Here is a 19013-nt window from a genome sequence, read left to right as displayed (position 1 = left end):
GGCCCGAGGGGTATCCGTAATCACGCGGAGACCGCGGTGCTGCAGCAGGTTCCGAGGACGCCCCTATTATTTTGAGATCGTGGATCAATTCCGTGGTGGTTGCATCATACTGGCGATGCCCCACTTAACGCTTTCTCCATGAAGGTTTTGCATAACTATTAACAAATAATCGCTTCTGCGTTGCAGCCCAACCCTGCGGTAATCCACCTCATGACTCCACGTTCGACGTCAACGAAGACGGCCACGCGCCATTCCATCGCAGTGAAGCTCTACGCGATCTTTGCGCTGTTCGCCCTGTTGACGGCCGCGATCACCTGGCTGTCCGACTACAATTCGCGGCGCGGCGCCGAGCTGACCAAGGCAATCGAGACGGCCAATCTCGCGGCGCTCAACGTCCAGCTGGTCAACGGCCTCGTCTACGCCGTCGTGATGGAGTCGCGCGGCGTCTACATGTCGACCGACCCCGCGGTGGTGAAGCGCTACGGCGACGGGTTGCTCAAGTTCAATGCCGAGATCCTCAAGGTCGTCGACAAGTGGCAGGCGATCGTGCAGGCCGACGACGCGCAACAATTTGCGACCTTCAAGAAGCGCATCGAGCAGTTCGTCGATTTTCGCAAGGAGCTGGTGCGGCGCGCCATCGAGATCAGTCCTGCCGCGGGGCGCGAATGGGGCGACAATGACGCCAACCGATCGGTTCGCTCGGCGCTCAACAAGGATCTCGACGAGCTGTCGAAAGTCTATCTGGAACGCGGCCGCAGGATCAGCGAGGACACCGAGACCAATCGCCGGCTGTCGCTGGTCCTGACAGGCCTGGGCGGGGTGATGCTGCTGCTCGTCGCCGCCGGCGTCGTGATCATCGCCCGGTCAGTCGCCCGGCCGCTGTCGCAGATCACCGATACCATTCGTCAAGTCGCGACCGGTGCCGAGAATGTCGAGGTGCCGCATGCCTCCAGGGCCGACGAAATCGGCGAGCTCGCGCGCGCCATCGGCGTTTTCCAACAGGCGATGGCTCACAACCGCGACCTCAACAACCAAGTTTCGCAGGATTCGGAGATTCGCGAGGCCCGCGCGCGCCATATCGAAGCGGCCGTCGAAGACTTTCGCACGGCGATCAGCGGCGTGATGCGGACCGTCACCGAGAACGCCGCCGCGATGCGCAGCACTGCCGAGACGATCACGCGGCTGACGGCGGACGCCAACGAGCGCGCCACCACCGCGGCCGGCGCCACAACGCAAGCCTCGACCAACGTCTCCGCCGTCGCGAGCGCGGCCGAGGAGCTTTCCGCGTCCGTCGAAGAGATTGGCCGCCAGATCCGGCAGTCCGCCGGCGCCGTGGAGCAGACCGGCCAGCGCACCGAGAAGTCGATCACCGAGATCGAGGGCCTGGCCGCCGCCACCCAGCGCATCGACGGCGTGCTGACGCTGATCCAGACCATCGCCGAACAGACCAATCTGCTGGCGCTCAACGCGACCATCGAGGCGGCGCGAGCGGGCGACGCAGGACGGGGCTTTGCCGTGGTCGCGCATGAGGTCAAGGCGTTGGCGGGGCAGACCGCCAAGGCCACGGAGGAGATCAGCGAGAATGTGGCACTGATCCAGTCTTCGACCAAGACCGCGGTCGACGCGGTCCGGGAGATCGGCGATGCCGTGCGCGGCATCAACGAGATCACCTCCAACATCTCCAATGCCATCCAGCAGCAGGATCAGGCGACGCGCGAGATCTCGGTCAATGCGCAATCGACCGCGCATGGCAATCAGACGCTGGTCATGAACATCGGCTCGCTGCGTGATGCGATCGGGGAAACCTCGACTGCCGCGGCTTCCGTGCTATCAGCCTCCGGCGATCTCAACTCGACCGCACAGACGCTCGCCCAGGAGGTCGAGAGGTTCTTCCAGAACCTCCGCTCCGGCCCGTCCACAGTCCCGACGCTGCGGCGGGCGTCCTGACCGGCCTCCCTGCGACCTGGTCGGTCACGGCACACACCGACCACAAGCTCCGACAAACGTCCGCCGGGGATTTTCCTGATCCCCGGTGATCCGCGCCGGTTTGGGTTCCGTTACCCTGCTTTCGGAGAGCCCCCGTGCGCAACACAGCCAAGAAGCTTCCCTTCGCCTGCGACCCGGTCCGCGTTACCCAGGACGATGTCGAAGACGCCATTCGCACCATCCTGACATGGATCGGTGAAGACCCTTCGCGCGAGGGTCTCTCCGAGACGCCGGCGCGTGTCGCCCGCGCCTATAAGAGCTACTTCGCCGGTTATGACCAGAACCCTGAAGAGTATCTGCGCAAGACCTTCGAAGAAACGGCCGGCTATGACGAGATGGTGCTGCTGCGGAACATCCCGTTCCAGAGCCATTGCGAGCATCACATGGCGCCGATCATCGGCCGCGCCTGGGTCGGCTACGTTCCCCGCAGCCGGGTCGTCGGCATCTCCAAGCTCGCCCGCGTCGTCGAGGCCTATGCCAGCCGGCTGCAGATCCAGGAGCGTATGACCGCCGAGATCGCCAACATCATCGATGAGGTCCTGCAGCCGCAGGGCGTGGCCGTCGTGATCAAGGCAGCCCATCACTGCATCAGCTCGCGCGGCGTGAAGAAGCACGGGGTCGACCTCACCACCAGCCGCATGCTGGGCTGTTTTCGCAACGATCCGATGAGCCGGCAGGAGTTCCTGGCCATGGTCAATGCGGACCTGAAGGATTGAGGTTCCGGAACCTTCCAGGAGCCGAAGTGATCCAACCCGACACCGCCCACGTTATCCTGCATTGGGCATGTGTGTCGGGGATCATGAGCGCACGACTGAGAGCTGCTGGATTCGCACGTTCGAACGTGGCATCGTCGCGCCGCAGGGTCGTGCGCGCAGGTGCCCCGATCCGGATCAACGCGAGCAGTGGGCCGAAGGTAACCGTGGATTGGGCGGAATTGATCGGACGCGTCGCCGAACGCGGCGACCGTGAGGCGTTCAAGGCCCTGTTCGAGCACTTTGCGCCGCGCATCAAAGGCTTCCTCATCAAGTCCGGCTGCAATGCCGACGAGGCCGAGGAGATTGCCCAATCCACCATGGTCGCGGTTTGGACCAAGGCCGGGCAGTTCGATCCGTCGACCGCAGGCGCTGCCGCCTGGATCTTCACGATTGCGCGCAATCAGCGGATCGATGTGGCCCGCAAGGCCATCCGCGAGGGCCGGCTGAGCAAGGAAATCGTGCTCGACGACGAGGCTGATCCGACGCTCGCCGCCGACCAGATCCTGTCGCGTGTCGAAGATGCCACACGCGTCGAGGCGGCGATCGAAAGATTGTCGGTGGAGCAATCCACCGTGATCCGGCTGTCGTTCATCGAGGAACGACCGCATTCGGAAATCGCGGCCGTGCTTGGACTGCCGCTCGGAACTGTAAAATCACGAATCAGACTGGCGATGAACCGCCTGAGAGACCTGTTGGACGACGCGACATGACGATCAGCCATCACCCGCCGGAAGACCTGCTGGCCGACTATGCCACTGGTGCGCTCGACGAGGCCGAGCAGCTGGTGGTCGGCGTCCATGTCGCCGACTGCCCACGCTGCCGGCGCTTCGTGCGTGCGATCGAGCGGCTGGCCGGCGCCTCGATCGAGGCGGCCGAGCCGGTCGCGGTGGCCGCCGATGCATTCGACGCCGTGATGGCCCGGATCGACCGCCGCCCGCAAGCCGCGCCGCGTGTCAGCGAGGCCGCCGAGCACGATCCCGAGCTCGCCGACCTGCCCGAGATGGTCAAGCGCTGCAAGATCGGCAAGCGGCGGCGCGTGGCGCCCGGCATCAGCATGCGTCCGATCATGCTCTCCGGCACCGGCAAGTCGCGCGCCTTCCTGCTCCGTTCGGAACCCGGCGCGCGCATGCTGGAGCATACCCATTCGGGCAGTGAGCTGACCTGCGTTCTGAAGGGCAGCTTCAGCCATCTCGGCGGCTACTACGGTCCCGGTGACTTCGACTATGGCGACGACGAGGTCGACCATCGTCCGGTGGTCGGCGATGAAGGCCCTTGCCTGTGCCTCGTCGCCATGACCGGCGACCTTCGCATGCACGGCCTGCTCGGCCGACTGATCAGCCCGTTCGTCCGTCTCTGATCCGCCGCTCGCGCTTGCGAGCGGAACGAACCGTCCGCCGCCTCTAGAATCCGTCAAAGCAATCCAGAGCCTCAATGGCCTGGATCGCGTGGTCGATCGGCTGTTCGCAGCCAAGCCCGCACGCGCGGCGAGTGATCCGCATCCGGTCCCCACCCGTTTCCGCATAGGAAGCGCAAGGAGGACAATGATGCAATCAGCGGGCGCGCAAAAGAGCTACGTCGCGCATCTGAGCAGTCTGCTGGCCCGTGCCGGACGCGGTGACGCGCAAGCCTTCGCTGAGCTCCACGCCGCGACCGTCGTGAAGATGCGCAAGACCGTGCGCGCGGTGATCCCGTCCGCGGCGGATGTCGACGACATCCTGCAGGACGGCTATCTGAAGATCTGGCGGCACGCGGCGAGCTTCGATCCGGCCCGCGCCTCACCCATCACCTGGATGTGCACGATCATGCGCAACACCGCGATCGACGCCCTGCGGGCGACGGGTCTGCCGACCTCGGAGCTGGACGAGGCCTTGGCGATCCCGGATCCGGCGGCCACGGCTCCGGATGACGAGTTCGATTATGCGCTGGCGGAACCGATCGCGCGCGAGGCGCTTGAACGTCTGCCTGAGGAACGCCGCCAACTGCTCGCGCTCGCTTATCTCGAGGGCGAAAGCCGGACGCGGCTGTCGCAACGGTTTGGTGTGCCGGTCGGCACCATCAAGACCTGGCTGCATCGCAGCCTGATCATGCTGCGCAAGGACTGCCTCGGGCACGCCCATGACGTGACGGCCGCAGCCGCCTGACGGGATACGATGAGCAAGACAGCTGCCGTGAGACATCTCGTCGTCGTGCTGGGCGACCAGCTCGACGCCGAGTCGGCTGCGTTCGACGGCTTTGATCCGGCGCAGGACGTCGTGCTGCAGATGGAGGTCGCCGAGGAGGCGACCTATGTCCCGCAGCACAAGATGCGAATCGCCTATTTCTTCGCGGCGATGCGGCACTTCCGCGCCGAGCTTGAGGCCCGCGGCCGCACGGTCCACTATATGCGGCTGGACGATCCGGCCAATACCGGCGCGTTCGACAGCGAGATCGCCCGCCACCAGGCGGCGCTGCAGCCACAGGCGACGATCGTGCTGGAGCCCGGCGAGTTTCGGGTGCGCGAGAAGCTCCGCCAGCTGCCGCAACGCGTCGAGCTGCGCGCCGACCGCCACTTCCTGTGCACGGCGGACGAGTTCGACGCATTCACCGAGCGGCATCCCCGGCCGATCATGGAGACGTTCTACCGCGCGATGCGGCGCAAGACCGGCCTGTTGCTCGACGAGGGCGGCCGCCCCGTCGGCGGCAGCTGGAATTTCGATGCCGAGAACCGCAAGGGATTCGGCAAGAGCCGCCCGCCGATTCCGCTGGCCAGATCCTACGCGCCCGACGCCATCACGCGCGACGTGCTCAAGCTCGTCGCGGCGCGTTTTTCGAACAGCCCGGGCAGGCTCGACCGCTTCGACCTGCCGGTCTCGCGGGTGGACGCGCTGACAGAGCTGTCGGATTTCGTCGCCTGGCGCCTCTCCCTGTTCGGCACCTATCAGGACGCGATGCTGTCCGACGAGCCGTTCCTGTATCACTCGCGGCTGTCGGGGGCGCTGAACCTGCACATGCTCGATCCGCGCGAGGTGGTCGAGGCCGCGCTCGCCAACCGCAACGCGCCGCTGAATGCCCTGGAAGGCTTCGTCCGCCAGATCATCGGCTGGCGCGAATTCGTGCGCGGCGTCTATTGGCAGCGCATGCCTGATTATGCCGAGGAGAACGCGCTCGACGCCGATCTGCCGATGCCCCGCTTCTATTGGACCGGCGAGACCGACATGCGCTGCCTGGCTCAGGCGATCGGCCACACCATCGATCACGCCTATGCGCATCACATCGAGCGGCTGATGGTGCTCGGCCTGTTCGCGATGCTGCTCGGCGTCCGGCCCTACGACGTGCATCTGTGGCACATGTCGATGTTCCACGACGCCGTCGACTGGGTGTCGCTGCCCAACACGCTCGGCATGAGCCAGCATGGCGACGGCGGCGTGGTCGGTACCAAGCCCTATGCCGCGTCCGGCCACTATATCGATCGCATGAGCGATCATTGCCGCAACTGCCGCTACGATCCCAAACAGGCGACCGGCGACCGCGCCTGCCCGTTCACGACGCTGTATTGGAGCTTCCTCGCCAAGCACCGCCGCCGCTTCGCCAATAACGGCCGCATGCGCAACCAATACGTCAATCTCGACCGCCGCAGCGCAACGGAGATCCGCGCCATCCGCGCCCACGCCGATACGATCACCGCCGCGCTGGTGTAGCCCCACGCCCCGGCCGGCTTGCTGGCCGGGCGGCGATCGGTCATATGTCGGACGGTCCCACCCGCCCTTCCGAGATCCATGACCGGATACCTCCCGCAATGACCACGGCCATCGTCGCCGTCTTCGCCCTCGCCTATGCGGTCGTGGCGCTGGAGCATCCATTGCGGATCAACAAGGCGGCCACCGCCTTGGTCGGCGCCGGGCTGATGTGGACGGTCTACGCGCTATCGGGCCATGCCGCGGCGCAAGTCGCAGGCGAGCTCAATGAATCCGTGGCCGCGACGGCGCAGATCATCTTTTTCCTGATCGGCGCGATGACGATCGTCGAGGTGATCGATGCCCATAACGGCTTCGAGGTCGTGACCTCGCTGATCCGGACCAGGAGCCAGGTCGCGCTGGTCTGGCTGGTCGGCTTCGTCACCTTCTTCCTCAGCGCCATGCTCGACAATCTCACGACCGCGATCGTGATGGTGTCGCTGATGAAGAAGCTGTCCGGCCGCGACGAGGATCGCCTGGTGTTCGCCGCGATCATCGTCATCGCCGCCAATGCCGGCGGTGCCTGGTCGGCGATCGGCGACGTCACCACGACCATGCTGTGGATCGGCGGTCAGATCACGCCGCTTGCGATCATGAAATCGGTGTTCATCCCGTCGCTCCTGAACCTGCTGGTCCCGCTCGCCGCCGTGAGCCTGGGTTTGCGCGGCAAGCAACTCGCGGCGCCGGCGGCCGCAGGACTCGCCTCGATCAGTCCGATCCTGCCATTCGAGCGCAACCTGATGTTCATGCTCGGCCTCGGTGCTTTGGTGCTGGTGCCGGCATTCAAGGCCGTCACCGGCCTGCCGCCGTTCATGGGCATCCTGTTCGGACTGGGCCTGCTCTGGATGGTCGGCGAGATCATCCATCGCGAGAAGGGCTCCGAGCAGAAGCAGCGGCTGACGCTGGTGCATGCGCTGACGCGGATCGACATGCCCTCGATCGTGTTCTTCATCGGCATCCTGCTCGCGGTCGCAGCCCTCGAGCACACCCACATACTGCAGGCGCTCGCGCAATGGCTCGACCGCACCGTCGGCCGGCTCGACCTGATCGTGATCGTGCTTGGCCTTGCCAGCGCCGTCATCGACAACGTGCCGCTGGTCGCGGCCTCGATGGGCATGTACGCCCTCGATCAGCACCCGCCGGACAGCTTCCTGTGGGAGTTCGTCGCCTATTGCGCCGGCACCGGCGGCTCGATCCTGATCATCGGCTCGGCGGCCGGCGTCGCGGCGATGGGATTGGAGAGCATCCATTTCTTCTGGTACGTGCGCCGCATCAGCGCCATCGCCCTGCTCGGCTATTTTGCCGGCGCTGCCGCCTATATCCTGCAATACCATCTGACGCATTGAGCAGACCGATGACGCCGTGGCGCATCCTTGCAGCTGTCGCGACCGCATTGCAGATCGGCGCCGGGACCGGTCACACCGAGACCACAACGAGCCGCAGCGGTTATGCGCTGGGGAGTACCAGCTGCGGCGACGGCGCTGTCGGCTTTCCGCGGCTGCAGATCGACATGAAGCCCGGCTTCTGCGCCGGCCTCGTCGCCAGCCGCGAGGACGGGCTGAAATTTCCCCGCGGCATCGTGCAGATCCCCGGCCAGCCGCTGTTCGTGATTGCCGATATGGGCGGCTGGGGCCATGACGACGGGCGGCTGCTGATCCTCGATCCCGCGGCTCCTGCCGGCCGCCGCATCCGGGAGGCGATCACACGGCTGTCCTACCCGTTCGGTGTCGCCGCAGGTCCCGACGGCAAGATCTACGCCGCGACCGACACCGCGATCTTCCGCTTCGATCCGCTCGCCGCCAATCCGGCGGCGACCATCGAAACCATCATTCGTGACCTGCCCGGACGCCGCCTCACGCTGCCGGACGGGACCCGCATCGACGAGAGCGCCCATCCGTTGAAGGCCTTCGCCTTCGACCGCAACGGCCGGCTGTTCGTCAATATCGGTGCACACAGCGACAATTGCCTGTCACCCGCTCCGATCCTGCGCCCCTGCGCGGCGGGCGAAGGCGCGTCGTCTCTGGCGTCCATCTGGCTGTTCACACCGCCCGCGGGCGGCGTCTTTCCGGCGCTGAAGCCCGGCGACCCCAGCCCGCCGCACGAGGTGTTTGCGCGCGGGCTGCGCAACTCGTTGGCGCTGGCGCTGCATCCGCGCTTCCCGGAGCCCGGCACCGCCTTCCTGCAGGGCGAGAATGCGCGCGACCTGCAGGACATCTTCACGCCCAACGAGGAGATCAACGCCATCGAGCAAGGCCGTCATTATGGCTGGCCCTATTGCTACGATCTGACCACGGCGAGCCCGGAGTTCAAGCGCGTGCTGCAGGCGGGCAGCTACAAGGACTTCTGCACCTCGGCGGCGCGCTACAAGCCCCCCTTGTCACTGCTGCCGCCCCACGGCGCACCGCTCGGCATGCTCTATTACAACGCCGACCGATTCGCGGAGCTGAAAGGCAGGCTGCTGGTCGGCCTGCACGGCTATCGGCCGACCGGCAGCCGCCTGCTCGCCTATGAGGTCGACGAGCACGGCTTCCCCAGGCTGAGCACGTCGCCGGTGCGCTATCATGTAAGCTGCGCCGCCGAGCCGACGCGCGCCTTCCAGACCGCGACGGGAGAGGTGCCGGCCGCAGCCTATGACGAGCTCATTGCCGGCTGGCATCGCGTCAACGGCATCCGGCCGCAGGGCGCGCCGGTGGGCATGACCGTGTCGGATGACGGCGCCATCTGGCTGGTCGAGGACAAGAACCAGACCGTGATCCGCATCGATCGCGCGAGCGGAACAGCGCCAGATCCACTGCCCTGCGACACGCGAAGCGATGCGCTGATCGCGCGGCTTGCCGCCTATGTCGAGAACGATGCCGCGAACCGCGCGCGCCTCACGACCTTGCGCAAGACCCTCATCGAGCAACATTGCCTCGGATGCCATTCGGATTTCGGCCTCAAGGCCGGACAATCCGATCAGGACAAGGACCGCGCGGTGCTGCGCTTCATGCTGGCCCAGGACGGCTGGATCTATCCCGGCGAACCAGAAGAGGGCCGGCTGCGGCAACGCTTGCGGGGATTGGGAGCCGAACGGCAGATGCCGCCGGGCGGCAACCTGATCAAGACGGAACCAGGCTACGCAAGGCTGCTCGATGTCGCCGACGCGTTCGTGGCGCGCATGGTTCCAGGCAGCCGCATGCGCGTCAAAGCCGGCGGCCCGCCGCATCGCAAGTTCTACGCAGCCGACGGCCGCGAATGCGGTGATATTCCGTTCGGCAAGGTTGTGGTGGTGACGGAGCGGTTTGCCGTCAATAAGCCCGGCTTCAGTCGTTTCTTCCGGCCGGCCGATCCGCATCTGAACGGCACCTGCACGGACGAGAATGGCTATTACATCCCACAGCAGTTTCTGGTGCCGCTCTGATGTCACCGCCATGAGGGGTGGGCTGGGCAAGGCGGTCGCCGAGGGCGGCGCGCGCGGACCGGCCGCCGCCACCGGTGCCCGCGATGCCGGACGCGGCGATCTCAGCCATGCCTCGTCCTCCCCCCGACGTATCGCGCATGTGGCGACATTGGTCATGCTCGCCCTCGTCGCCGTCCCTGCCCTCGCCGCGCCAAAGCTGTTCGAAAGTGCGCAGCTCACCCCTGCGGGCGAATACACGTTCGGCATCGAGGGACCGGCCGTCGACCGCGACGGCAATCTGTTCGTCGTCAATCTCGGCAAGACCGGCACGATCGGCCGGCTGGCGCCCGAAGCGACGGCCTCGGAGCCGTTCACCGCGCTGCCGGAGGGCAGCATCGGCAATGCGATCCGGATCGACGCGGTCGGCACGATGTTCATCGCCGACTACAAGAAGCACAACATCTTCGCCATCGCCCCCGGCAGGACGGAGCCCCGCATCGTTTTCCACGCCGACGAGATGAGCCAGCCCAATGACATCACCTTGGCGCGCGACGGCACGATCTATGCGAGCGACCCGAGCTGGAAGGCGCGCAGCGGCCGCATCTGGCGGATCGCGAAGGGCCCGGACGGCGCGATGCAGGGCGCGGCGATGACGGCGCCACGCGCCATGGGCACCACCAACGGCATCGATCTCAGCCCCGACGGCCGCACGCTCTATGTTGGCGAATCCAACAGCGGCGAGATCTGGTCCTACGCGATCGACGGCGACGCGCTGACGCGGCCGAAGCTGATCAAGACCTTCGAAGCCAACACCATCGACGGCCTGCGCACCGACACCAGCGGCCGTCTGCTCGTCGCCCGCATTCTCAAGGGCAGCATCGCCGTGCTGACGCCGGACGGCCGCATTGTTCGCGAGATCACGCTCAAGGCCAAGGAGCCGACCAACCTCGCCTTCGGCGGCAGCGACGGCAAGACCGTGTTCGTCACCCAACGGCAAGGCGGCTTCATCGAATCGTTCCGCACCGACATGGAAGGCCGAGAGCATTGCCTGCAGATGGGGCGATGTTGAACTCTGCTCGGCGATGTCCGCGCGACAATTCATAGCTGACGCATCTGTCTCATGCCCAAACTGCCCGTCGTGCCAGTTCGTCGCACATTTGCCGCTTGCGCTGTCGGGCAAATCGGGTGGATGTTTCCGCGCATCCCGGGCTCGTGAGAGGGGCGGATCGCGATCGTCACGAACGTGGAGCCTGGGGAGCGGTGGGCGCATCGTGCTGCAGCGTGATCAATCGCGCCGACGAACAGCATGATGCGCACGGTGAAGTCGTGATGTCCTGATACCCCGATGCTGGTATCAACCTGGCGCCATACGATCGCGCCGGGGATGGCGGCCAGAAAGCCCGGCGCGCCAGGGAGACCACGTATAAGCCGTAACGCCATCGCGCAGGGAATGCCGGGTCGATCCGGCGGCACCTGTGGTACCTGCCGCCTGCATTTTTTCACGCAGGCGGGCCATGGGTGAGGCCATCGCCCGGCATTCCCTGCACCCTCTCGCGATCGGAGGGTCGAACCCATCAGCACAGCTCGGACATGTCGTGTCGCGAGAACGAACTCACACGTCCATCATCATGCCTAGCCACTCACCGTCATGTCCGGCGCAAGCGGGGCCATCCAAGACGCCGCGGCCTGTCGATCGACCACCGCTGTCGGTGATGACTCGATGGTCCGCCGCGCGGACGATGAGCGGCGGACAGCTACCGGCCGTACACGACCGGCGCGCGGCGCACGATCAGCGGCGGCGGCAGATCGCGTTGCCAGACGCGGCCGTCGTCGAACTGAATGCGCATGCCGTCAGGCGAATACACCGCGCCCTCGTCGCGCGCGTCGATCCAGAGCCGGCTGTCCGGTGCCGACCAGTCCGGCCACGCGCGGTAGGACTCGCCGGTCTCGGTGGTGAGATTCACCGCATCGCCGTTCTGGGTCACGAAGGCCGGCGCACCGATCAAGCCGTCGCGGCACATCTGGATGCAGCGATAGGTGCCGGTGAGGTTCGCACTCGGCTGGGCCGAGGCGGCGCCGGCCACACAGGCGCCAAGCAGGCCGATGACGATTGCAACACGCTTCATGTCGATCACTCCCTTGCTCGAATGGGACAGCAAGCCCCCAGTCGGGCCCCTCGGGCGGATCAAGCGCGGTGCGACGAAAATGTTCCGGCTGTTCCCGACACGGGAACCGCCCTACTCGACCAGCACAACGTCGACGGCAACGCCGAGCTTCTGCTTGGGCGACCCGACGATGATGCCGTCGACCGGCGAGACATCGGAGAAGTCGCGGCCCATGCCGAGCATGATGTGATCATTGCCGACCAGGAGATCATTGGTCGGATCGAATCCCACCCAGCCGAGCGCTTCGCCGCACCACACGGACACCCAGGCATGCGTCGCGTCGGCGCCCTGCAGCCGCGGCTCGCCTTCCGGCGGGATGGTGCGCAGATAGCCGCTGACATAGGCCGCCGGCAATCCGAGACCCCGCAGGCCCGCGATCATGACATGGGCGAAGTCCTGACAGACGCCGTGGCGCTTGTCGAATACCTCGCGCAACGGGGTCGAAATCACGGTGGCCTTGGGATCGTAGCGGAACTCCTGGTGGATGCGCCGCATGAGGTCCGCGGCTCCGGCGACGATGCCGGTCCCCGCTGGAAAGCTGCCGGCGGCATAGTCGGCCACCGGAGCGAGCACCGGCACCAGCGCGCTGGCGAAGACATAGCCGATCGGCGACGACGGCCCGAGGCTGGTGGCCTCGAAGGCGGCATCGCGCACGCGCTCCCAGGCCGAGCTCGGCGCATCGCGCTCCGGCGGTGTGCGCGACAGCTTGACCCGCGAGCGCGCATCGATGAGCAGATGGCGGTGCTGGGTGTCGATGACGATGCTCTCGGTCAAGGTGCCGAAGAAGTCGCGCCGTGCCGTCCGCTCCGAGGGCCGCGGCCGGATGTCGACGCTGTGGGAGATCAGCTCCTGGCCGCCGCCACTGAGCGGCTCCAGCCGCAGCGAGCAGCGCGCAAAGCTGACGTTGCTCTCATATTCATAGGTGGTGACATGCCGGATGTCGTAGATCACGCGAGGCCCGTCAGCTTTTCCGGCCGGGTCGCGTTCGGACCGTGCGGGAAGTAATGCTGGCCGATCGCCTCCGCCAGGTTGAGCAGATCCTGCTCCAGCGCGAACAGGCCGCGGCCGTCGAGATGGGCCGCCTCGGCGGTGGTGAGCCGGGCCTGCAGCGACACCGCGAGCCGCTGCGGCCGCTCGATCAGCCCATTCTCCTTCAGCGCCGGCAGGCTCGCGATGTGCTCGTTCAGCACCTCGATCTGAAATGCGACCGAGCGCGGATTATAGGGATCGAGCACGACGAGATCGCGGATCGGCGCCAGCGACGGGCCGATCAAATAGCGCGAGCGATAGGTGATCTGGCAGTCGACCAAGGTGAGCAGGACATCGAGATCCTCGGGCGTCGCCTCGTCATAGCCGAATTGCCGCGCGAAACGCACGGTGTTGATGGCGCGCTCGGCGCGGCGGCCCATATCGAGGAAGCGCCAGCCCGCGGCGCGGTTCATGTTCTCCTGGGCGAGGCCGGCGAAGGTCGCGAGCTTCTCGAGCGTGAGTTCGGCGAGGCTGACGATGGCATCTTCGTCCTCGGCGTCCTGCGCCAACCTGCCTGGCATCTCGGTGATCACCTGCCAGGCATCCGGCGACAGACGCTCGCGCAACGACGTCGCCGTGCGCTGCGCCGATCTCAGCAGGGACAGCGCCGAGCCGAACTGCGCCTCCGCCTGCAGCGCCTCCGCGGAGACCTGCGATCCGCGCGCGCGCGACGTCTGCTCGATCGCGCCCCAGGCCAGCAGCAGGCGCTGAATGCGCTCGGCGGTGTTGAGCTGGGCGGGCGAACCCTTGCCGGGATCACGATGCTGAGCCGCGAGCACCCGGATCAGCCGCAACGTCGCTTCGGCGCGTTCCAGATAGCGGCCGAGCCAGAACAGATTGTCGGCGGCGCGGCTCGGCAGCACGCCGGCGATGCGGCGGATCCGGACATTGTCCGAGCCCGGCAGCAGGCTGCGCGCTGCCACGGCCTTGTCCGCGAGAACCCAGACATCCGCCGCCCGCACGCCGTCGCCCATCGACACCGCACGGGCGTCCGGCTCGTCGGCGATGCGGCAGAACCCGCCGGGCATCACCGTCCATCCTTCCGAGGTGGCCGCCGCGAACACGCGCAGCACGAAGGGCCGCGGCTTCAGCCGTCCGTCCTGCCACACCGGCGTGGTCGACAGCCGCACCACCTCCTGGCCGACATATTCCATCCCGCGCTGGGCAATGGCGTTGCGCAGCCGCTCACGTTCGGCCGCGGGCAGTTCGCTGGCGAGCACCGGGCCGGCATTGGCAAAGCCAGGCACCGCGCGGCCATAGGCGCCTTCGATCGCAAACTCGTCCAGCCGCGACAGCACCTCGTCGCGCGCCGACTTCTGGCCACACCACCAGGTCGCGATGTGCGGGATCTTCAGATCCTCGCCCAGCACACGTCGCGAGAGGCTCGGCAGGAAGCCGAGCAATGCGCGGGCCTCGAGCACGCCGGAGCCGGGCATGTTCGCGACCACGACGCCGCCTTTGCGCACGACGTCCATCAGGCCGGCGACGCCGAGCCGCGAGGCGGCATCGAGCTCCAGCGGATCGATCGAGTTGGAGTCCAGCCTGCGCAGCAGCACGTCGACACGCTTGAGGCCGGCGACGGTGCGGATATGGACGCGGTCGCCGCTCACGGCGAGATCGTCGCCCTCCACCAGCAGGAAGCCGAGATAACGCGCGAGCGTGGCGTGCTCGAAATAGGTCTCGCTGAAGGTGCCCGGCGTCAGCAGGCCGATGCGCGGCTCGTCGCGATCGGCGCTGGCTCGCAGCGCGTCGCGAAACGCCTCGAAGAACGGCGCCAGCCGCTCGACATTCATCGACTTGTAGATCGAGGAGAAGGCGCGCGACAGCACCAGCCGGTTCTCCAACGCATAGCCCATCCCGGATGGCGCCTGCGTGCGATCACTCAGCACCCACCAGCGTCCGTCAGGGCCGCGCCCGATATCGGCGGCATAGATGCTGAGGAAGCGGCCCCCCGGCGGCTTGATGCCGCAGACCGGACGCAGATATTCGCTGGAGCCGGCGACGGCCGCGGCGGGCAGCGCGCCGCTCGCGATCAGGCGCCCTTCGCCATAGATGTCCTGCAGCACACGTTCGAGCAGTTCGGCGCGCTGGACGATGCCTTGCGAGAGCTGCGCCCACTCGGCCTCGTCGATCAGCAGCGGCAGGTGGCTCAGCGGCCAGGATCGTTCGGCGTTGTCGCTCGGCGAGCGGTAGGTGACGCCGGCCTCGCGCAAATGGCGGTCGGCCGAGGCGAAGCGACGGTCGATATCCGTCGGCGCGAGCGCTGCGAAAGTGTCGGCAAAGCGGTTCCAGACCGGGCGGGGCTGACCGTCGGCACCGATGAACTCATCCGGAATTCCGGGCAGCCTTGCATAGTCGCTCGCCCATTGCGTGGCCCGGCGCAGGACCCGGCGGGCGGTCCCGGGCTGACCGGCGGGTCGCGCTCCCTGGTCCTTGCCGCTCGGGCCGTCCATTTCCTGATCCTCCGCACAAAATCCGTTCCATCAATGCAGGAGCGGCCTGCGCAAGTCGAGCGTCATCGGGAATTCATTTGTGCGTTCTTCCGGCGGCAACGCGATTCGTCCGGGGGTGTGGCCGTGATCCTGGAAGCGCGCGAGCCGGCGTGCCTCGGCCTCGTAGGAGTTGATCGGCTTGGTGTCATAGTTGCGGCCGCCAGGATGGGCGACGTGGTAGACACAGCCGCCGAGCGACCGGCCATTCCAGGTGTCGATCAGGTCGAAGGTGAGCGGCGCGTGCACCGGGATGGTCGGATGCAAGCCGGAGGCCGGCTGCCAGGCCTTGAAGCGAACCGCTGCAACCGCCTCGGCCGAACGCCCCGTCGAGGTCATCGGCATTCTCCTACCATTGCAGGTGATGAGATGCCGGCCTTCGATGAAGCCCTCGGCCTTCACTTGCAATCGTTCGACAGAGGAGTCGACGTAGCGCACCGTGCCGCCGGCCATGCCCTCCTCGCCCAGCACATGCCAGGGCTCCAGCGCCTGCCGCAGTTCCAAGGTCACGCCGCCATGCTGCACGCGACCGAAGGTCGGAAAACGGAACTCGAGCTGCGCCTGATACCATTCGGGCGAGAAATCGTAACCGCAGGACCTGAGCTCATCCAGCACATCAATAAAGTCGTCCCAGATGAAGTGAGGCAACATGAAACGGTCGTGGAGCGCGGTGCCCCACCGCACGAAATTGCCCTGCTGCGGCTCGCGCCACAATTTGGCGATCAGCGCCCGGATCAACAGCTGCTGCGCCAGCGACATGCGCGGATCGGGCGGCATTTCCAGCGCGCGGAACTCGACCAGTCCGAGACGTCCCGTCGGCCCTTCCGGCGAATAGAGCTTGTCGATGCAGATCTCGCTGCGATGGGTGTTGCCGGTGATGTCGACCAGCAGATGCCTGAACAGGCGGTCGACCAGCCAAAGCGGTACGCTCTGGCCCGCGGGCGGCACATTGGCGAGCGCGATCTCCAGCTCATAAAGGCTGTCGTGCCGGGCCTCGTCGATGCGTGGCGCCTGGCTGGTCGGGCCGATGAACATGCCGGAGAACAAATAAGACAGCGACGGATGCCGCTGCCAATAGAGCACCAGACTCTTCAGCAGATCGGGGCGGCGCAGGAAGGGCGAGTCCGGCGGCGAGTTGCCGCCGACCACGACATGATTGCCGCCGCCGGTGCCGGTGTGACGGCCATCGATCAGGAAGCGGTTGGCGCCGAGCCGCACCTTGGCGGCGTCCTCATAGAGGCCGAAGGTGATGTCGACCGCCTGCCGCCAGTTCTGCGCCGGCTGGATATTCACCTCGATCACCCCAGGATCGGGCGTCACCTTGATCACATCGATCCGCGGATCGAACGGCGGCGCATAGCCTTCCACATGAACCTTGATCTGCATCGCCTCAGCCGTCGCTTCGACCGTGGCGATCAATTCGAGGTAATCCTCGATTGTCTCCACCGGCGGCATGAACACGCAGAGAATGCCGTCGCGGATTTCCACCGACATCGCGGTGCGGACGCCGAGCCCACTCCAATACTGATATTGGACGTCCTGCTGCTGCGTCGGCCGATTGAGCTTCGGCAGCGGCGGCACCTGCGGCACGACGACCGGGCGCCCCTGCGTGTAGACCGGCAGTGGCCCTCGCGGCTCCATCGGGTCCTGCTCGTGAATATAAGGGAAATCCTCCGGCGGGATGTAGAGCAGCGAATTGATCGGCAGCCGCAGGCCGAGCGGCGAGTCGCCGGGAATCAGGAACAACCGCTTGCGCCGCAGACCCCAGCGTTCGCTGTACCAGCGCCTGGGCTGCGCGTTCCAGCGCTGGATCGGGAGCACGAAGCCGCGCGGAATATGAAGTCCCTCGTCGAACACCCGGGCCATGCGCGCGCGCTCCTCGGGATCGGCGAGCTTGGAATCGAGCGCGTCGACATTCTCGGGCAATGCGGCTTCCTTCTGCAGCCAATGCGCGGGATCCTCGAACGCCGGCAACACGTAGTCCGCCTCGAGCCCGAGCGCCTCCGCCGTCGTATCAAGAAAGCGCTGCGCATCCGCGATCGTCGCCACGCGCGGGCCATCGACATGGGCAATCAGGTCCGGATTGCGCCAGATCGGCTGGCCGTCCTTGCGCCAATAAAGTCCGAACGCCCAGCGCGGCAGGCTTTCGCCCGGATACCACTTGCCCTGGCCGTAATGCAGCAGACCGCCGGGCGCGAAGCGGGAGCGCAGACGCCGGATCAGGCTGTCGGCCAGTCCGCGCTTGGTCGGTCCGACGGCGGCGGTATTCCACTCAGCCGACTCCATGTCGTCGATCGACACGAAAGTCGGCTCGCCGCCCATCGTCAGTCGCACATCATGGGCGGCCAGATCGGCATCGACGGCCTCACCGAGCTGGTCGAGCTTGGTCCAGGCCTCGTCCGAGAACGGTCGAGTGATGCGTGGCGCTTCGCGGATACGCCTGACGTTCATTTCGAAGTTGAAGTCGACCTCGGCAATGCCGGCACTGCCGCTGATCGGCGCGGCCGAACGGTAGTGCGGCGTAGCAGCGACGGGGATATGTCCCTCGCCCGCGAGCATCCCCGAGGTGACGTCGAAGCCGATCCATCCGGCGCCCGGCAGATAGACTTCGGCCCAAGCGTGCAGGTCAGTGAAATCGTTCTCAACTTCGCGCGGCCCTTCGATCGGATCGATATCAGGACGCAGCTGGATCAAATATCCAGAAACAAACCGAGCTGCGAGGCCAAGATGCCGCAACGTCTGAATCAGCAACCATGCGGAGTCGCGGCACGACCCTGCTGCGGACGCCAAGGTTTCCTCCGGCGTTTGAACGCCCGGTTCCATCCTGATTATATAACGAATCCTACTTTGCAACTCAGCATTGAGAGCAACGAGGTAACTTACGGTGTTGTCAGCCTCCCGCGGAATGGATTTCAAGTACTCGGTGAACAGCGGTCCCGGCTCGATCGTCTCCAGATAAGGTGCGAGCTCGGCCTTCAGACTCTCGGGATAGACAAAGGGAAAGCTGTCGGCGTAAGGCTCAACAAAGAAATCGAACGGGTTGATCACGGTCATCTGCGCCGTGAAATCGACCTCGATCTTGAGTTCGTTGACCTTCTCAGGGAAGACATAGCGCGCCAGCCAATTGCCCTGCGGGTCCTGTTGCCAGTTCACGAAATGGTTGGAGGGCGTGACCTTGAGCGAATAGCTCAGCACCGGCGTCCTGGTATGTGGTGCGGGGCGGAGACGTATCGTCTGGGGGCCCAACTCGACCGGACGATCATATTTGTAGTGGGTGACGTGATGTAATGCGACGTAGATCGACACGGGGGGTTCACAGCTCCAGCAACATTTTTAAGCAGAACATTGCCATGCTCAGGGATCAAGCACTAACAACGGGCAGAGCTGCCTATGAACTATCCTGGGCTTAAAGGACCGTATCGAGCCCCGACAGCAGGCCTATTCGCCCCAGTTTGGTCGTGCAACTGCCTAATCAGGTCGTTTTTCGCTGCTCGGGA

At 65.9% G+C, this 19013-nt stretch carries 13 protein-coding genes; 9 read left to right on the top strand and 4 right to left on the bottom strand.

All coding sequences use genetic code 11. The features are described from left to right. Positions 1-210: 210 nt before the first annotated feature. The 9 genes from BBTA_RS13825 (at position 211) to BBTA_RS13785 (ending at position 10902) form a co-directional block, all read left to right on the top strand. Positions 211-1947 (top strand): methyl-accepting chemotaxis protein, encoded by a 1737-nt coding sequence (locus BBTA_RS13825; RefSeq protein ID WP_041750629.1) that lies wholly within the window; start codon positions 211-213, stop codon positions 1945-1947. Between the two features lie 134 nt (positions 1948-2081). Next, the gene (folE, locus tag BBTA_RS13820; RefSeq protein WP_012043105.1) at positions 2082-2702 is read left to right on the top strand and encodes a GTP cyclohydrolase I FolE; all 621 of its coding nucleotides are present in this window, start codon (positions 2082-2084) and stop codon (positions 2700-2702) included. A gap of 203 nt (positions 2703-2905) precedes the next feature. Further along, positions 2906-3451, top strand: coding sequence for a sigma-70 family RNA polymerase sigma factor (locus BBTA_RS13815; protein ID WP_012043104.1), 546 nt, complete (start codon positions 2906-2908; stop codon positions 3449-3451). Then, a complete protein-coding gene (locus BBTA_RS13810; protein ID WP_012043103.1) occupies positions 3448-4098 on the top strand; it encodes a ChrR family anti-sigma-E factor in 651 nt (216 codons plus the stop codon). Before BBTA_RS13815 ends, BBTA_RS13810 begins: the two co-directional genes overlap by 4 nt. Before the next feature lie 187 nt (positions 4099-4285). Then, positions 4286-4882 (top strand): RNA polymerase sigma factor, encoded by a 597-nt coding sequence (locus BBTA_RS13805; RefSeq protein WP_041751429.1) that lies wholly within the window; start codon positions 4286-4288, stop codon positions 4880-4882. 9 nt (positions 4883-4891) lie between these two features. Continuing rightward, entirely contained in the window at positions 4892-6418 is a 1527-nt protein-coding gene (locus BBTA_RS13800) for a cryptochrome/photolyase family protein (RefSeq protein ID WP_012043101.1), read from the top strand. Between the two features lie 98 nt (positions 6419-6516). Further along, a complete protein-coding gene (gene nhaD, locus BBTA_RS13795) occupies positions 6517-7800 on the top strand; it encodes a sodium:proton antiporter NhaD (protein ID WP_012043100.1) in 1284 nt (427 codons plus the stop codon). A gap of 8 nt (positions 7801-7808) precedes the next feature. After that, on the top strand, positions 7809-9854 hold the full coding sequence (locus BBTA_RS13790) for a sorbosone dehydrogenase family protein (protein ID WP_012043099.1): 2046 nt from the start codon (positions 7809-7811) through the stop codon (positions 9852-9854). A 154-nt stretch (positions 9855-10008) separates the two neighbouring features. Next, entirely contained in the window at positions 10009-10902 is an 894-nt protein-coding gene (locus BBTA_RS13785) for an SMP-30/gluconolactonase/LRE family protein (protein WP_012043098.1), read from the top strand. Positions 10903-11587: 685 nt separating this feature from the next. Here BBTA_RS13785 and BBTA_RS13775 read toward each other — a convergent pair. From BBTA_RS13775 to BBTA_RS13760, 4 genes are all read right to left on the bottom strand, one after another. Further along, positions 11588-11968: a hypothetical protein gene (locus tag BBTA_RS13775; protein WP_012043097.1), complete on the bottom strand. Its 381-nt coding sequence runs from the start codon at positions 11966-11968 to the stop codon at positions 11588-11590. A 102-nt stretch (positions 11969-12070) separates the two neighbouring features. After that, on the bottom strand, positions 12071-12949 hold the full coding sequence (locus tag BBTA_RS13770) for a transglutaminase family protein (protein WP_012043096.1): 879 nt from the start codon (positions 12947-12949) through the stop codon (positions 12071-12073). Continuing rightward, positions 12946-15480 (bottom strand): circularly permuted type 2 ATP-grasp protein, encoded by a 2535-nt coding sequence (locus tag BBTA_RS13765; RefSeq protein ID WP_012043095.1) that lies wholly within the window; start codon positions 15478-15480, stop codon positions 12946-12948. Before BBTA_RS13765 ends, BBTA_RS13770 begins: the two co-directional genes overlap by 4 nt. 30 nt (positions 15481-15510) lie before the next feature. Continuing rightward, positions 15511-18822 carry a DUF2126 domain-containing protein gene (locus tag BBTA_RS13760; protein ID WP_012043094.1) on the bottom strand — a complete coding sequence of 1104 codons (3312 nt, stop codon included), beginning with the start codon at positions 18820-18822 and terminating at the stop codon, positions 15511-15513. Between the last annotated feature and the right edge of the window lie 191 nt (positions 18823-19013).

Source organism: Bradyrhizobium sp. BTAi1 (genome assembly GCF_000015165.1).
Classification (GTDB): domain Bacteria; phylum Pseudomonadota; class Alphaproteobacteria; order Rhizobiales; family Xanthobacteraceae; genus Bradyrhizobium; species Bradyrhizobium denitrificans.
This window is presented reverse-complemented; position numbering and strand designations above follow the sequence as displayed.

Excerpts from the sequence above, each read along its gene's own strand:
- BBTA_RS13825 (WP_041750629.1), top strand. The coding sequence starts at position 211 with ATGACTCCACGTTCGACGTCAACGAAGACGGCCACGCGCCATTCCATC.
- BBTA_RS13810 (WP_012043103.1), top strand. The coding sequence starts at position 3,448 with ATGACGATCAGCCATCACCCGCCGGAAGACCTGCTGGCCGACTATGCC.
- BBTA_RS13805 (WP_041751429.1), top strand. The coding sequence starts at position 4,286 with ATGCAATCAGCGGGCGCGCAAAAGAGCTACGTCGCGCATCTGAGCAGT.
- BBTA_RS13800 (WP_012043101.1), top strand. The coding sequence starts at position 4,892 with ATGAGCAAGACAGCTGCCGTGAGACATCTCGTCGTCGTGCTGGGCGAC.
- nhaD (WP_012043100.1), top strand. The coding sequence starts at position 6,517 with ATGACCACGGCCATCGTCGCCGTCTTCGCCCTCGCCTATGCGGTCGTG.
- BBTA_RS13790 (WP_012043099.1), top strand. The coding sequence starts at position 7,809 with ATGACGCCGTGGCGCATCCTTGCAGCTGTCGCGACCGCATTGCAGATC.
- BBTA_RS13785 (WP_012043098.1), top strand. The coding sequence starts at position 10,009 with ATGCTCGCCCTCGTCGCCGTCCCTGCCCTCGCCGCGCCAAAGCTGTTC.
- BBTA_RS13765 (WP_012043095.1), bottom strand. The coding sequence starts at position 15,480 with ATGGACGGCCCGAGCGGCAAGGACCAGGGAGCGCGACCCGCCGGTCAG.